At 49.7% G+C, this 15534-nt stretch carries 14 protein-coding genes; all 14 read left to right on the top strand.

The genetic code is table 11. The annotated features are described in order from the left end of the window. The first annotated feature begins 40 nt into the window (after nucleotides 1-40). The 14 genes from ABC831_RS14860 to ABC831_RS14925 all read left to right on the top strand — a co-directional run bounded on the left by ABC831_RS14860 (nucleotide 41) and on the right by ABC831_RS14925 (nucleotide 15504). Nucleotides 41-949, top strand: a complete 909-nt coding sequence (locus tag ABC831_RS14860) for a S8 family peptidase (protein ID WP_343248890.1) — start codon at nucleotides 41-43, stop codon at nucleotides 947-949. Nucleotides 950-1429: 480 nt separating this feature from the next. Further along, complete coding sequence (locus tag ABC831_RS14865; protein WP_343248891.1) at nucleotides 1430-1666, top strand: hypothetical protein; 237 nt, start codon at nucleotides 1430-1432, stop codon at nucleotides 1664-1666. 337 nt (nucleotides 1667-2003) lie between these two features. Continuing rightward, the gene (locus tag ABC831_RS14870; protein WP_343248892.1) at nucleotides 2004-3188 is read left to right on the top strand and encodes a M24 family metallopeptidase; all 1185 of its coding nucleotides are present in this window, start codon (nucleotides 2004-2006) and stop codon (nucleotides 3186-3188) included. A gap of 28 nt (nucleotides 3189-3216) precedes the next feature. Beyond that, a complete protein-coding gene (locus ABC831_RS14875; RefSeq protein WP_343248893.1) occupies nucleotides 3217-4266 on the top strand; it encodes a LacI family DNA-binding transcriptional regulator in 1050 nt (349 codons plus the stop codon). A gap of 213 nt (nucleotides 4267-4479) precedes the next feature. Beyond that, on the top strand, nucleotides 4480-5481 hold the full coding sequence (locus tag ABC831_RS14880; RefSeq protein WP_343248894.1) for a LacI family DNA-binding transcriptional regulator: 1002 nt from the start codon (nucleotides 4480-4482) through the stop codon (nucleotides 5479-5481). 53 nt (nucleotides 5482-5534) lie between these two features. Further along, a complete protein-coding gene (locus ABC831_RS14885; RefSeq protein ID WP_343248895.1) occupies nucleotides 5535-6653 on the top strand; it encodes a M28 family metallopeptidase in 1119 nt (372 codons plus the stop codon). A 47-nt stretch (nucleotides 6654-6700) separates the two neighbouring features. Beyond that, the gene (locus ABC831_RS14890) at nucleotides 6701-7726 is read left to right on the top strand and encodes a substrate-binding domain-containing protein (protein WP_343248896.1); all 1026 of its coding nucleotides are present in this window, start codon (nucleotides 6701-6703) and stop codon (nucleotides 7724-7726) included. A 75-nt stretch (nucleotides 7727-7801) separates the two neighbouring features. Further along, nucleotides 7802-9301: a sugar ABC transporter ATP-binding protein gene (locus tag ABC831_RS14895; protein ID WP_343248897.1), complete on the top strand. Its 1500-nt coding sequence runs from the start codon at nucleotides 7802-7804 to the stop codon at nucleotides 9299-9301. Next, the gene (locus ABC831_RS14900) at nucleotides 9294-10238 is read left to right on the top strand and encodes an ABC transporter permease (protein ID WP_343248898.1); all 945 of its coding nucleotides are present in this window, start codon (nucleotides 9294-9296) and stop codon (nucleotides 10236-10238) included. The genes ABC831_RS14895 and ABC831_RS14900 overlap by 8 nt, the downstream gene beginning before the upstream one ends. A gap of 12 nt (nucleotides 10239-10250) precedes the next feature. Continuing rightward, the gene (locus ABC831_RS14905) at nucleotides 10251-11525 is read left to right on the top strand and encodes an ArgE/DapE family deacylase (protein ID WP_343248899.1); all 1275 of its coding nucleotides are present in this window, start codon (nucleotides 10251-10253) and stop codon (nucleotides 11523-11525) included. Between the two features lie 80 nt (nucleotides 11526-11605). Further along, nucleotides 11606-12349 (top strand): glutamine amidotransferase, encoded by a 744-nt coding sequence (locus ABC831_RS14910; protein ID WP_343248900.1) that lies wholly within the window; start codon nucleotides 11606-11608, stop codon nucleotides 12347-12349. A gap of 246 nt (nucleotides 12350-12595) precedes the next feature. Continuing rightward, the gene (locus ABC831_RS14915; protein WP_343248901.1) at nucleotides 12596-13114 is read left to right on the top strand and encodes a DUF1653 domain-containing protein; all 519 of its coding nucleotides are present in this window, start codon (nucleotides 12596-12598) and stop codon (nucleotides 13112-13114) included. Nucleotides 13115-13413: 299 nt separating this feature from the next. Then, the gene (locus ABC831_RS14920; RefSeq protein ID WP_343248902.1) at nucleotides 13414-14802 is read left to right on the top strand and encodes a beta/alpha barrel domain-containing protein; all 1389 of its coding nucleotides are present in this window, start codon (nucleotides 13414-13416) and stop codon (nucleotides 14800-14802) included. 18 nt (nucleotides 14803-14820) lie between these two features. Next, nucleotides 14821-15504: a GntR family transcriptional regulator gene (locus tag ABC831_RS14925; protein ID WP_343248903.1), complete on the top strand. Its 684-nt coding sequence runs from the start codon at nucleotides 14821-14823 to the stop codon at nucleotides 15502-15504. The last annotated feature ends 30 nt before the right edge of the window (nucleotides 15505-15534 follow it).

Genomic DNA, 15534 nt, shown 5'->3' on the forward strand with positions numbered 1-15534 from the left:
TGAATATTGTAATAGAAAAGAATCAAGAGGGAATTATCTTGTGAATCGAGTCAGAAATTTGCTGGGATGTGAAAGCGCTTACAGGCAGCACGTTCTGGGACAGGGAATCGGCGTTGCGATCCTGGATACGGGTGTCAATCCGCATCCGGATCTGCAGGGCCGGATTATGGGTTTTTATGATGTTTTGCATCAAAAGACAAGACCCTATGATGACAACGGCCATGGCACCCACGTAGCTGGTATCATCGGCGGCAGCGGCCAGGTGTCCAATGGAAAATATATGGGAATTGCCCCGGAATGTCAGCTGATCTCCATAAAAGTGCTGGATCATAAGGGGAATGGTAATTCCAAGGATGTGTTGACAGCCCTGGACTGGGTGATAGCCCATAAAGAAGAGTATAATATCCGTATTATTAATATATCTGTAGGTACGAAACCAAAAGAAGGGACCGGCGAGGAATCAGCGCTGGTGAGGGGAGTGGATAAGGCCTGGGACAGCGGGCTGGTCGTATGTGTGGCGGCCGGGAATAACGGGCCGAAGCCCCAGAGTATCACGACACCTGGTATCAGCCGGAAGGTGATCACCATCGGCTCTTCCGATGACCAGCAATATGTGGATGTATTCGGAAACCGGCGCTATAATTATTCCGGCCGCGGTCCGACCATGTCCTGTGTGAAGAAGCCGGATGTGGTGGCACCCGGATCGAATATCGTATCCTGCAATGCTGCCTGTATCCGGCGCGGGCGGCCTTTTTATTCATCCAAAAGCGGTACGTCTATGGCTACCCCGGTGGTATCAGGCTGTATTGCGCTGCTGCTTTCTAAATACCCGGATATGACCAATGTGGAGGTGAAGCTGCGGCTGCGGGAGTATTCAGAGGATTTGGGGCTGGCCAGAGAACAGCAGGGGTGGGGACTGGTTCAGGTGGACCGGTTGCTGCAGATGTAGGGGGGCTGGGCTGAGAGGGCCGGGCTAAGAGGGCCGGGCTGAGAGGGAACGGGCGGACCCGGCCGGCATCCGGCGTCAAATCTCGTGGGGACAAATCACTTCGGCCGGACCTAAGAACGACTAACTTCGAAGGCGGGAGAACCTCTTATTGGCAGGGCCCGGAACAAACTCGCCCAAGGACGGCTCGGACAGTGTTCCGGGCCCTGCGAGGTTCTCCCGCCTCCTGCGTAAGTCGTTCTAAGGCCCGGCCTCAAGTGATTTGTCCCCACGAGATTTGACGCCGGATGCCGGCCGGGTCCGCCCGTTCCCTCTCAGCCCTGCTTTACTATGGGCCCCCTTGAGGTCAGCTGAATTAGGGGGGGACTGGCACCTTTCGGTAAGAGAGCCGGCCTTTTCGGCAACTGCGTGGAGAAAGGGGCCTGTCCCAGGATGCTGGTCTGTTAGGGGATAAGATTATTGAAGAGTGGATTAGGTGAAATTATGAATGAAAACGAATATTTGCCAATTATGGAGGAATCGCTTAGAATAGAGGTATGGCCCTGCTTTAATGGGGGCATGACTTCATTGATGACTTATGGATGGGCAGAAACTTTTGAAGAACATCAGGCGTGTGGAGGGAGCGGAAAAAAAGATACGGCCGGAAGGAGGTGTAAACTTGATGGGGGTGTTTGGAATGTGTGGGGGGAGCGGATTTCCTATAGAATATGGATGATCTGAAGCCGGGAATCGGTTACCGGGGGTTGGAAGGGGTTTGGGGTAATGGGAAACAAATGAACTAAAATATTTTAGTGATGTAAATGGAGGAGATTTATTTTGAGTTTCGGTTATGGATCGGATTGATAGGCTGGAATTGTGCATAATGTTGATGAAATAGAAAAAATATAAGAAAAAATGGCGAATCAATCAAAAGAATGGCCGAAGAATTCAAAGGTAAATGGGATATTTACAAAAATAATTTAGTTTTCTACTTGACATTTTCTAAAATGATGCTAAAATTAAACTAAAGAAATTTAGAAAACGTGTTAGCACATGGAGGAAAAAGGAGAATAGAAGGATGAGACCGGTAATCAGAGAGCAGGAATTTGCAGACAGATGGAAAAAGGTTCAGGCGTTGATGGAAGAGCAGAAGGTGGATCTGGTGGCAGCTTACGCGGATGACCGTTATGTTTATGGACAGGCTTATTCCAGATGGCTGGTGGATTATGAACCTCAGTTTGAGGCGGCTTTTGTGCTGGTGCCGGCCGTGGGAGAACCCTGTATTATAACGGGTGCTGAGTCGGTGGAGTTCGCACTTCTGTCCTCCAAATGCAAAAATGTGAAAGCCATTTGGGAATTTCTGCATCCGGATGAAGAGTACCCGTACTGCGAAGTTACCAGTTTGGAATCTGTGATCCGGGAACTGGAAGAAAGGTCCGGGAGGAAGATTACGAATGTGGGGATCGCCGGCAAGTCGGCTGTTCCTTATGACTTGTATAAAACCCTGATCGGCCGGTTTGGTGAAGAACACCTGATAGATGTGGATTCACCCATGTCCATGCTGCGGGCCGTTAAGACGGATAATGAGATCGAAGTGATCCGCTATGCTTATCAGATCGCTGAGGCGGGAATGCAGAAAGTATATGAAAGCATCCGGGAGGGAAGTACCGAACGGGAGATCGCCGCGGAGGCGGAGTATGTGATGAGAAAAATGGGCGCGGAAGGAATGGGGATCGCCATGATGATCAATTCCGGCCGGGAGAACACTTCTCCGATTCTGTCCAGGACTACATTCCGTAAGATTGAAAAGGGGGATCTGGTGGTTGCCACGATCGCTCCCAGATATGAAGGGTATCATGGCGCGATTGGCCGTCCTTTTGTACTTGGAACACCGGACGATGATGTGAAGCGCTATATAGAATTAGTTATGTATGCACAGGAAGAAACCAGGAAGATGCTCCGTCCGGGTGTGACGGCACGGGAGATGGATGCGGTTTCCAGAAAATACATAGAGGAAGCCGGTATGGGAAGTCATTTCGCTTATTCCGGTATCCACAGCACCGGTACTATTGAATTCGAACCGCCGATCCTGTCCTCCAAACTGGATCTGACCGTTCAGAAGAACATGGTGTTCTCCATCGATATTCCCATGTTCCTGAATGACTGGGGCGGAATGAGACTGGAAAATGGCTATCTGGTGACCGAAGACGGATGTGAAGCTCTGTGTTCCTGCGACGTGCATTACAGAAAGGAATCACTATAGAAATTATCAGATAGACAGGAGATTTTTCATGAAACTGAAAATGAAAGATATCGCGAAGAAGGCAGGGGTATCTACGACGGCGGTGTCTTTTGCATTGAATGGGAAAGCCGGGATCAGCGATGAGACCAGGAAGAAGATACTGGATATTGTAAAAGAGGAAGGCTATACCACCAATGCACTGATGAAAACCGGCGGCATGGAAAGTGACGGGTCACTGATGGAATCCAAACTGATCATGCTCCTGTGCCCGGTTTCCAATCTCGGAGAAGAGGACAGCTGGAATGTCTCCCTATCCTTTTACGAGATTATGAAGGAAATTGAAAAGAGTATTAATGAATACCATCATTACTTATTTTTTAAGTCTGTCCAGATCCAGGAGGGCTTTCCGGAAAAGCTGAAAGAAATTATTGAAACCTACCGGATTCGCGGCATCATCGTACTGGCTACCGATCTGACCTCCCAGGAAATGAAGACGATCTGTGATGTACCGGTGCCGGTGGTGGCCATCGACCGTTATTTTCGTGACATCAGTGTGGATTGTATTTCTTTTGATAATTATGCCGGGGCCTGTGAAGCGGTACGTTACCTGATCGGATTAGGACATACAAAGATCGGCTATATCTATTCCACGGTGGACAGCGAGAATTTTAAGGAACGGCAGGCCGGCTATGAGGCTACGCTGCGGGAAAATGGAATCGAACCTGAGAAGGCCTATATGATCCGGGTGGATAATAACGGGCAGGAGATCGAACCGTATCTGATGGAAGAGCTGGGCAGGCATTCGAAGCTGCCGACCGCTTTCTTTACGGAGAGTGACACACTGGCTGTGGAAACGATCAAATGTCTGCAGCAGTTAAAAATCGATGTGCCCGGCGAAGTATCGGTAATTGGATTTGACAATATCGTCGTCGCCAATCTGGTTACACCGGAATTGACCACCATGAGTGTTCCGTGGACCGATCTGGCAGACCTGGCTGTGGGCCGCCTGATTGATAAGATGGAAGAAGAGCAGGGAAGAAACCTGAAAATGAAAATTGAAGTGAAACTGATTGAAAGGAATTCCTGCAGGAAGCGATAAAAAATAGTAGCGCTCGAAAAAGCCTCGCTGACTATTTTTCATGCATCGCACGTAAGCGGCTAAAGAACAGCCGCTAAGTGCTCATAGCGATAAAAAAATAGCAGCCGCTCAGTGCTTATAGTATCAGAAGATAGTTCCCCGAAATCAAGGGGAACCATTTTCTAAACATTTAGGGGAACGGTTTCCTAATGGAAACTTAAGGAGGATTTGTATATGACAACCATCCTGGATGTGGCCAGACTGGCCAATGTTTCGAAAACATCCGTATCCAGATATCTGAACGGCCAGAATGCCGGACATATGACAGATGAGACGAAGGAACGAATCGAATCGGCGATCAGGCAGCTGGAATATCAGCCTAACAGTATCGCCCGAAGTTTAAAACAAAAGTCCACCAATGTGATCGGTTTGGTGGTAAACGATATGAGTAATCTGTTTTTCCTGGAGATGATGCGGGGAGTCGAGACAGAACTTAAGAATTCCGGTTACAACCTTTTGATCTGTAACTCGGATAACAATATTCAGATGGAACTGGAATGTCTGAAAATGCTGGAAAAAAGACAGATCGACGGGGTGATCCTGATCGGTATGAACATGCCCAGTTCCCATATCGAAAAGCTTCAGTCTGATATCCCGATGGTGTTATTGGAGCGGGATGCCGGAAATACCAACCTGGATTCCGTAAAAATAGACAACCGGGTAGGCGCCTACGAGGCGGTACGCCACCTGATCCAGAAAGGACATGCGAGGATCGCCCATATTCAGGGCCCGGTGATATCGGCCATGGCCATGGAGCGGTATGATTCCTATCAGGAGTGTTTGAGGGAACACGGGATACAGGTTCCGTTCGATTATGTGGTGCAGGGAAATTATAAGCTGGAAAGCGGATATGCGGGAATGAAGCAGTTGATGGAACTTCAGGAACCGCCCACCGCAGTATTTTGTGCCAATGACTATATGGCCATGGGGGCTCTTCGGTATCTGATTGAGCATAATTATAAGGTTCCCCGGGACGTGGCGCTGGTGGGCTACGACGATATTATGGTGGCAAAGATGGTGACTCCGTCGCTGACCACAGTGCGCCAGCCGGTACTGGAGCTGGCCCGGACGGCAGCCCAGCTGCTTCTGCGCAGAATCGCGGACAAAGACGACGCGAACTATGTGGGGCAATCCGTCGTTATGAAATCAAAGCTGATCGTACGGTCCTCTACCTGAAACACGGGAGGACAGGTGAAAAGCGTGAATGTTGGGAAGGAGGTCTTGGGTGAATGTATGAGTCCGGTTTTGAGGGGATGAAAGAGGAGTGGAAAGGGCTGATTGACATCGGATGTAAGCCTTTTGGGTCGGCGAACCTGATCCGGGCGGCGGATTTCCTGGTGGAGAGTCTTGGCAGGATCTGTCCGGATGCAAAGCAGGATGTCTATGAGATTCCGGCTTGGGAGGTTGGTGACTGGAGACTTGGTTTTTTGGATTCGGAAGGCGGAGAATTAAAAGCTTATCCGTTTTTGGGCAGCGGGGCGTCAGAAGGATTCGGGGGGACGCTTAGGTTTGCCGGATATCACAGGGTTTGGAACATGTATGTATGGGACAGATACGCGGTGGTGGACCCGGAAGGGAAAATAAAGGCGTATGTGACCATCAGAAAAGGAGGCGGTGCGATCCCACAGATGCTGTTCACAGGAACAGGTGAACTTCCGCATTTTATGGTGGGAGAAGAGGAAGAAAGCAGGATTTTGGAGGCGGTTGAAAGCGGTGCGCGGATCGGGGGATTCGTACAGGCGGAAATGAAACCTGACAGCCGGTGCTATGACGTGGTGGGTAGTCTGGGAGACGCGGATGAGAAGGTGGTGCTGTGCGCCCACTTTGACACGGTCTATAATACTACGGGCGCATATGATAACGCGGCAGGTACGGCGGCGCTGTTGGAGACGGCCAGGAGGCTTAAGACTTACCGTCTGAAGAAGAAGGTGGAGATCCTTTTGACGGACGGGGAGGAGTTCGATTTAATAGGCGCCAGAGCCAGATGCGCCAGGGATCAGGAGAAGACCGCAGCGGTTATCAATCTGGACGGCGTGGGAAGAGAGAATGTTCTGGAAGTGTGGAGCGGACCGGAGAGCTTTGAGAGAAAGATAAGGGCTTACCTGGATGAAAGCCTGGAGGAGTTTACGCCGGTTTATATCTGCCCTCCCCCACCTGGGAGCGATCACGCGCCATACTATGAGAAGGGGATTCCGGTGTGCATGCTCACTTTTAATGATCAGGGTATTCTGCATACACCGGAGGATGTGTACGAAGAGAGCAAGCTGACAAATATGGCTAAAATCGTCCGACTGACGCTGGGATTGATGAAACACCTTGGGTTTATTGAGAAGATTGGGGAACAGTAAAAACAGGAATAGCTAAAACATGAATAGCTAAAACAGGAGGTATTTCTATGAAAAAGTTACTGGCAGTTTTACTTTGTGGAGCAATGGTACTTGGTATGATCGGATGTTCAGGAAAAGAAGAAGGGGAACCTGCGGCGGCTCAGCCCAAAGAGTCGGCAGCGTCTGCGGCAGATGAGCAGAAGGAAGCCCCTGCTGATTCCAAAGAAGCAGACGGAGAGAAAAAGTTACTGGGTGTCAGCCTGATGACCCTTCAGTATGAATTCTTCCAGGATATCAAGGCGGGGATTGAAGAAGCGGCTAAGGACAAATATGAAATCGTATTTAACGATCCGAATATGGATCTGCAGAATCAGATCGACGCCATTGAGAATTTCTGTGCGCAGGGTGTGGACGCCATTATCCTGACCTGTGTGGATGGCAATGGGATCATTCCGGCGCTGGATACCTGTGAGGAAAAAGGAATTCCGGTCATCACGGTGGATTACAGGCCAAGCGGCGGCAAATTCGAGACCTACATTGGTTCCGATAACTTCCTGGGCGGACAGCTGGCCGCAAAATGGGCACTCCAGAACGTACTGGAAGGCAATGAGACTCCGAATATTGTATTCTTAAGCAACCCTATGTCTATCGCTGCGGTTGAACGAATCGACGGTTTCAAAGATATCCTGTCCAAAGAATGTCCGAAAGCGAATATCGTGGCAGAACAGGGCGCCGATTCCAGAGAATCCTTTATGAGCGTCATGGAAGATGTATTGACGGCCAACGATAAGGTAGATCTTGTATTTTCCTACAGCGCAGACGGCGGATTGGGTTCTTATGACGCGATCCAGGCTGCGGGCAGGGAAGATGAGATAGCAGTGATCGGCTTCGACGCTTCGGCGGAGGAACAGAACGTGATCGCGGAAGGCGGATGTTATAAAGGCAGTATCATGCAGTTCCCCAGCAAGCTGGCGGAGACAGCGGTAGAATGTGTAGATAAAGTGCTGGCCGGAGAAACTCTGGAAGCGGATACTACGGTAGAGGTCGGCGTGTACACGAAGGATAAGATTTTCTACGCATCGGACCTGCAGTAGCAGATATCTGACACAGGATGTCATGGAAAAGAACACAGCTAAAAACTGGAATTTAAAAAAGAGGGACGAAGGCTTATGGACAGCGGATACATATTGGAGTTTCAGGGCATCAGTAAATCTTTTGTAGGTGTACAGGCGTTAAAAGAAGTAAGCTTTGGCGTGAAAAAAGGTGAGGTCCATGCACTGCTGGGTGAAAACGGCGCGGGAAAATCAACGCTGATGAAGATTCTCTCAGGGGCATACAGCAAGGACACGGGCAGAATCCTGATCGACGGCCAGGAAGTGAACATCCGTCATACAAAAGATTCAGAAAAGCTTGGAATATCCATCATATACCAGGAGCTGAACCTGATACCGGAGATGTCGGTCGCAGAAAATATTTTTCTGGAACGGCAGCCGAAAAAGGCGGGATTCCTGGATTGGAAAAAAATGAACAAGGACGCCATTGAGGTCTTGAAAAGGATCGACATGAATATATCGCCCAAAGTATTGATCTCAACGTTAAGTGTAGCACAAAGACAGATGATTGAAATTGCCAAGGCGATCTCGCTGAATGCCAGAATCGTGATCATGGACGAACCTACCTCCGCCCTGACGGAAGGGGAAACCCGAAAACTGTTCCAGGTCATCGGGAATCTGAAGGAGCAGGGGATCACGATGATCTATATCAGCCACCGGATGGAGGAAGTATTTGAAATATGCGATTCCTACACGGTTATGCGGGATGGAACTTTTATCAGCAGCGGCAGGATTCAGGATGTGAATCTGGATAAGATTATCGAGTACATGGTCGGAAGGCCGATGTCCCAGGTATTTCCGGAAAAGAAAAATAAAGTCGGTGATGTCATTATGCAGGTACAGGACCTGCATAATGACAAGGAAGTCCGGGGAATCACCTTTGACCTGCGAAAAGGGGAAGTGCTGGGATTCGCAGGACTGGTGGGGGCCGGAAGAAGCGAGACATTAAAAGCGGTGTTCGGGTCGGATAAGAAGGCGAAGGGGACCGTGATGATAAACGGTAAAAAGGCATCGATCCATTCCCCCAAGGACGCGATCCACAATGGACTGGGCTTCCTGCCGGAAGACCGGAAAGGGGAAGGGCTGGTCACCGAACTGTCCGTTATGGACAATGTCGTGATGGCAAAACCGGAAAACGCCATGGTCAAAGGTTTCTTCTCCGCCAAACGGGCGAAAGAACTGTGCCGCCGGTATATTAAGGAGCTGATGATCAAGACACCGTCAGAGACCCAGACTGCGAAATATCTAAGCGGCGGAAACCAGCAGAAGGTGGTTCTGGCCAAATGGCTGAACTGCGGGCCGGAAATTATCATACTGGATGAACCCACCCGCGGAATCGATGTCAACGCGAAGATGGAGATCTATAATATGATCACGGATCTGGCGGCTCAGGGGAAATCGATTATTCTGATCTCCTCCGAGATGCAGGAAATTATCGGGCTTTGTGACAGAGTGAATGTCATGTTTGAAGGAAAGATTGCAGGCGTACTGATGAAAGAAGAGTTAACACAGGAAAAGATAATGCATTATGCAACCGGGGGGAACCAGAATGAATGAAAAAGTAGAAACGAAGAAAAGGATTAACTGGAATGATCTGGCCATCGTCTTGATTTTACTTGTGCTGATCGTGATATTGGCGATCATCAAACCGGTGTTCCTGTCAGCGGAAAACCTGTTGAACATTATGCGGCAGGTGACGATCGTGGCCATTCTGGGCATCGGAATGTCCTATGTCCTGATATCCGCGGAGATCGACCTGAGTGTAGGTTCCCTGGCGGCATTATCCGGTATTATCGTAGCGCTTACCCTGAAATCCGGATGGAACATGGGAATCTGTATCTTCCTGGCGCTGCTTGCCAGCGTGTTCTGCGGATTCCTAAATGGGGCTATACACACGTTCGCGAAGATACCGTCCTTTATTGTGACTATGGGTATGCTCAATATCGCCAGAGGAGTGGTGCTGGTCATCACGAATTCCTATCCGATCACCGGTCTGCCCGCTGCTTTTAAGGTCCTGGGGCGGGGATATTTAGGACCGATTCCGATTCCTGTCATCATCATGGTGGTCTGTTATGTGATCGGCTACATCGTGTTAAAATACACAAAATTCGGCCGCAGCATCTATGCGATCGGCGGAAATATCGAAGCGGCCAGGTTATCGGGAATACCGGTATCCAGAAATAAGGTACTGATCCATACCATCAGCGGACTGACCGCAGGAATCGCCGGCGTTGTCCTGGCTTCCCGTGTGTTCTCCGGACAGCCGGGAGCAGGAAACGGACTGGAGCTGGATGCCATAGCTGCATGTGTAATCGGCGGCACCAGTACATCCGGAGGAAAGGGACGTCTCTGGGGAACATTCCTGGGGGCCCTGATTATGGGAATTATAGCAAACGGCATGAACCTGCTGAATATCTCGACCAACTGGCAGCTGATCATGCAGGGGACAATCATCATCGTGGCAGTCGGACTGGACAGACTGAAGAGCGATTAACTGGAGGGGAATATGGACGAGATTAAAAGAAGCATACAGGAAAAGCAGGAAGATTATCTGGAATTCTTAAGAAAACTCATAGGGATGGATACTTCCGTCATCCGCCACGGAGAAGACGGACAGGAAGCAAAGGCACAGGAGTTCCTGGCGGAGTATCTGAAGAATCTGGGCTGTGAAGTGGATATGTTCGAGCCGGATAACGAGCGCATGAGTAAACATCCCGGTTATAACCAGGGGCATCAGTACAAAAACAGGCCGAATGTAGTCGGTACTTACAAAGGAACCGGAGGAGGCAAGTCCCTGATCTTGAACGGCCATATCGATACAATGCCTTCCGGTGAGCTGAAACGCTGGAAATATAATCCGTGGGAGATGACGGAGGAAGACGGGAAGCTGTACGGACTGGGCACAGACGATATGAAAGGCGGCCTTTCCGCTGCGATACTGGCATTGGAACTGGTACTTTCCACGGGATTTCGGCCCCGGGGCGATATCATGATCCAGAGCGTGGTAGATGAGGAAGGCGGGGGTAATGGTTCCCTCTCCTGCGTGGACAGGGGATACCGGGCCGACGGTGTGATCATCGCGGAAGGGACGAATCTGGAAGTATTCCCGGTGAACCGGGGCGCCTGGCTGGGAGAAGTTGAGATCGACGGCCTTCCGATCCATGCCAGTCTCAGGGGATTTGGACAAAGCGCGATCGATAAGATGGTAAAAGTCATGAACTGTATGCGGGAACTGGAATTAAAATGGCTGACCACCAAGCGTCATCCGCTGTTAGATCCTCCCACGATCAACTTCGGTTACATTCAGGGCGGGGTAGCGGCGTCCACCGTAGCGGAAAGCTGCCTGATGAAATTCGAAATCGAGTACTATCCCTCGGAGCTGGATAAGCTGGGCAACCGGTTTCTGGTAGACAAAGACGAAGTGGTGAAAGAAGTGGAAGATTATGTAAATGCCATGGCAAACGGCGACGAGTGGCTGAAGGATCATCCGATCCGCTTCCACTGGTTCCAGGACTGCGCCCCTTTTGAGACAGACGCCAATGACCCTTTGGTACAGACGCTGGCAGATGTGGCCCTGGATGTCACCGGCAGAAGAGTGATCGCGGGAATGTCCGCAGGCTGCGACGCCAGACACTTTACCAATATCGCTAAGGTTCCCACAGTCGTATATGGTCCCGGAACCTGCCAGAACGCCCACGTGGTAAATGAATACCTGACAAAAGACCAGTTTTTCAAAGCCATCGAGTCCTATGCGAAGATGATTATAAATTGGACGGCGTAGGCACTGTGAAAACCGATAAGAGAGCGAAGCGAAAGGCAACTGTCCACTGTACATAAAATTATATCTTACAGGAGAATGGTATGAGAAAATTTAACGTTTTATTTGCAGGTGAATCCTGGTTTTTCACCACGACGGAAACTAAAGGTTTTGATCAGTTTACCATAGGGGGATATGAGACAGAGATCGGCCGTGTACGCGCTTATATGGAAGAATATGCGGATATCACTCATATCCCGGCCCATCTGGTAGCCACAGAGTTTCCGGATTCAGCGGAAAAACTGAAGGAATACGACGCCGTGCTGGTCAGTGATGTGGGAGCCAATTCTTTTCTGCTGCATCCGGACACCTTCCAGCGCAGTATCCGGACGCCGGACAAACTGAAGGCGATCGCGGACTATGTGGAGCAGGGCGGCGCGTTCGGAATGATCGGCGGTTACATGACCTTCATGGGAATCGAAGGGAAGGGCCGGTATCACGAAACGGTGATCGAGGACATTCTGCCGGTGACCATGATGCCGACCGATGACCGCAGAGAGCATCCCGAAGGAATTACCGTGACAGCCTGCCAGGATCCGATGGCTGACGGACTTCCTTCCCCCTGGCCCTATTTGCTGGGATATAATAAGCTGACCGCAAAGGAAGGAGCCAGAGTGATCGCCCAATTTGATGGTGATCCGATCCTGGCGCTGGGTACTTATGGGAAAGGCCGGACCTTCGCCTGGGCCAGCGACTGCGCCCCTCATTGGATGCCGGCAGCCTTTTGTGAGAGTGAATTGAACAAGGAGCTGTGGAAGAGGGTTTTGACCTGGGCCGTTGGAGAATAAGAGAAGCTGCTGACCTTTTGGGTGTCTGGTAAAAATTGGAATCATATAACAAAATCAAATAATAAAATGAAATAACAAGCCGGGGATGCGGTTTTCCAGCCGCTGGCTCCGGTTTGTTTATTTTTGATAGTATTGCAAAATTAACCGGAATCAACTAAAATAGTGCTTATGTATATAGATATCTGTAAATGTATATCTGTATATCCATTATCAGTAAAGAGGCGGCAGCGAAAGGAGACGGATAGGATGGATAAACAGCAGCCAGTACCGGGAGAATTTTACCGGCGCGATCCGGATAAATTATATCAAATTATTACAGTGGCACAGGATGTGGATGACGGGAAATGCAAAATAGTATACCAGGCCTTAAGCGGGGAGTTCCCGGTCTATGTGGAACCATTGGAGCGTTTTTTGGGAGAGACGAACCGTGTGCGTCCCAGAAAATGCAGGAATGTTGCCAGTCGGATGGAAGCCATAGAAAGCTTGAACATTCATGATGAGAGCGAACAGCCGGTAGAAAACGATCCGGACGGCTCAGGGGAGGGGACAGTGAATCCCAGGCTTCTGGAATTTTTGGATGCTTCCACCAATCAGGAGAAACTGGATATCCTCCAGAAAATCCGCAGGGAGATAGACGACAAATTAATGGATGATCTGGCGATGTCTTTGGATCTTACTTTGAGCGGGAAAGATATTCAGCAGAAGTATAAGGAATTACAGAATTGCCTGCTTACCTATATCAAATATGAAAGTGCCAGAAGATGATAATGTTTTAGAAGGACACCCTCAGCCAGTTCATTAGAATGCCGGAACGGACACCGGCCTTTTCCAGAATGGAAGGATCAAACAGGTGCGGCGGTAGAGTAAATCTACTGCCGCATTTTAATTTCCAGAGGAGTTTTCGCCGCAGTCATGAAAACGAAGAGATACAGGAGCGAGAGGATGATACAGGAGCTGCAGCAAGATTGCGCTTGACATATAGAGTATTATTGTATACAATGATACCTAAATAATGGAAAATAATAGTAAAGTCTTGAAAAAAGAGAAAGAGGAGTGTGGCGATTATGGACAACAGACCGGTTAAAATGAATGAACACACAAATTTGCTTCAGTTGGAAGAGCATATCTACCCGTTAGTGGACGTAGACAAGCCAAACGTATTCCGAAATTTATTTCCCTACGATGAGATCCCGAAGATCGCGTTCAACGACCGGATCGTGCCGCACAATATGCCGGAACAGATCTGGATCACAGACACCACTTTCCGGGACGGGCAGCAGTCCAGGGCGCCCTATTCCACGGAACAGATCGTGAAGATATACGATTATTTTCATAAGCTGGGCGGGCCTAACGGAATCATCCGCCAGTGCGAGTTCTTCCTGTACAGCAAGAAGGACCGGGATGCGGTCTACAAATGTATGGAGAGGGGCTACCGGTTCCCGGAAGTCACCAGCTGGATCAGGGCTAATAAAAAAGACTTTGAACTGGTAAAAGAGATAGGCATGAAGGAGACCGGTATCCTGGTCAGCTGTTCCGATTATCACATTTTCTATAAGATGAAAATGACCAGAAAGCAGGCGATGGAACATTATCTGAGTATTGTCAGGGAGTGTCTGGAGACAGGGATCAGCCCCAGATGTCATCTGGAGGACATCACCCGGTCCGATATCTTCGGTTTTGTCATTCCGTTCTGTGTGGAACTGATGAAACTGATGGAGGAATACCAGATTCCGATCAAAGTAAGAGCCTGTGACACCATGGGATACGGAGTGAACTACGCCGGAGCGGTAATCCCGCGGTCGGTACAGGGAATTATCTACGGGCTAACCACCCATGCGGGTGTACCTTCGGAACTGATCGAATGGCATGGGCACAACGATTTCTATAAGGCGGTATCCAACTCCACTACAGCCTGGCTCTATGGAGCCAGCGGCGTGAACTGTTCCCTGTTCGGAATCGGAGAGCGCACAGGAAATACACCGTTAGAGGCGATGGTTTTTGAATACGCGCAGCTGCGCGGTACCCTGGATGGTATGGATACTACCGTCATTACGGAGATGGCGGAATATTTCGAAAAGGAAATTGATTACCACATTCCGGCCAGGACACCGTTTGTAGGCAGGAACTTTAACGTGACCAGGGCAGGTATCCATGCGGACGGCCTGCTGAAGAATGAAGAGATATACAACATCTTTGACACCGGAAAATTCCTGAACCGGCCGGCCCTGGTAGCGGTATCCAATACATCCGGACTGGCCGGGATCGCCCACTGGATCAATACATACTATAAATTAAAAGACCAGCGGCAGGTGGATAAGAATTCCGAACTTGTAAAGAAGGTAAAAGACTGGGTGGACGCCGAGTATGATACCGGCCGTGTCACCGTGATCACCGACAATGAACTGGTGGTTGTTATCACAAATGCTTGTAAAGAGCTGGGGATTGTTTTATAATCGATAGGAGGATCCGATTTGAGTGAATACGATGTGCAAAAAGAAGTGACGGATAAGTTCTCGCTCCGCGGAAGAGTGTTCCATAAGCTTCGCGAAGATATCTTAAGCGGCAAGTACAAACAGAACGAGGAGCTTCGGGAGGTGGCCATCGCTACAGAGCTGGGAGTCAGCAGAACCCCGGTCAGGGAAGCGATCCGGCAGCTGGAGCTTGAGGGACTGGTCAATCTGATCCCCAACAAGGGGGCCTATGTGACCGGAATCACCATCAAGGATGTGAAGGATATCTATGTCATCCGCTCGTATCTGGAAGGGCTGTGCGCCAAGTGGGCCACGGAATTCATCACGGAACAGCAGCTTTGCGAGCTGGAAGAAAATATCTATCTGTCAGAATTTCACGCGGAAAAAGAACACTATGATCAGGTACTGGAGTTGGATAACCGGTTCCATCAGCTGCTGTATGATGCGTCAGGCAGCAAGATCCTGGATCATGTCCTTTCGGATTTTCATCACTATGTCCAGCGTGTTCGTAAGATATCGATCGCAACCCCGGAACGGGCGTTTAAGTCCAATGAGGAGCACCGCAAAATCGTGGAGGCGATCCGTGAAAGGGATGAAGGGCAGGCGGAGAGCCTGGCAAACGAACATATCATGAACACTATGGAAAATATCAGCAAATACGGTCTGGAAAATATTCTCGTTTGAGGCCCGGCAGAAACGATACGGCACTCCCAG

It is taken from the genome of Diplocloster hominis (genome assembly GCF_032380655.1).
GTDB lineage: Bacteria > Bacillota > Clostridia > Lachnospirales > Lachnospiraceae > Diplocloster > Diplocloster hominis.

Excerpts from the sequence above, each read along its gene's own strand:
- ABC831_RS14865 (WP_343248891.1), top strand. The coding sequence starts at position 1,430 with ATGAATGAAAACGAATATTTGCCAATTATGGAGGAATCGCTTAGAATA.
- ABC831_RS14870 (WP_343248892.1), top strand. The coding sequence starts at position 2,004 with ATGAGACCGGTAATCAGAGAGCAGGAATTTGCAGACAGATGGAAAAAG.
- ABC831_RS14875 (WP_343248893.1), top strand. The coding sequence starts at position 3,217 with ATGAAACTGAAAATGAAAGATATCGCGAAGAAGGCAGGGGTATCTACG.
- ABC831_RS14880 (WP_343248894.1), top strand. The coding sequence starts at position 4,480 with ATGACAACCATCCTGGATGTGGCCAGACTGGCCAATGTTTCGAAAACA.
- ABC831_RS14885 (WP_343248895.1), top strand. The coding sequence starts at position 5,535 with ATGTATGAGTCCGGTTTTGAGGGGATGAAAGAGGAGTGGAAAGGGCTG.
- ABC831_RS14890 (WP_343248896.1), top strand. The coding sequence starts at position 6,701 with ATGAAAAAGTTACTGGCAGTTTTACTTTGTGGAGCAATGGTACTTGGT.
- ABC831_RS14895 (WP_343248897.1), top strand. The coding sequence starts at position 7,802 with ATGGACAGCGGATACATATTGGAGTTTCAGGGCATCAGTAAATCTTTT.
- ABC831_RS14900 (WP_343248898.1), top strand. The coding sequence starts at position 9,294 with ATGAATGAAAAAGTAGAAACGAAGAAAAGGATTAACTGGAATGATCTG.
- ABC831_RS14905 (WP_343248899.1), top strand. The coding sequence starts at position 10,251 with ATGGACGAGATTAAAAGAAGCATACAGGAAAAGCAGGAAGATTATCTG.
- ABC831_RS14910 (WP_343248900.1), top strand. The coding sequence starts at position 11,606 with ATGAGAAAATTTAACGTTTTATTTGCAGGTGAATCCTGGTTTTTCACC.
- ABC831_RS14915 (WP_343248901.1), top strand. The coding sequence starts at position 12,596 with ATGGATAAACAGCAGCCAGTACCGGGAGAATTTTACCGGCGCGATCCG.
- ABC831_RS14920 (WP_343248902.1), top strand. The coding sequence starts at position 13,414 with ATGGACAACAGACCGGTTAAAATGAATGAACACACAAATTTGCTTCAG.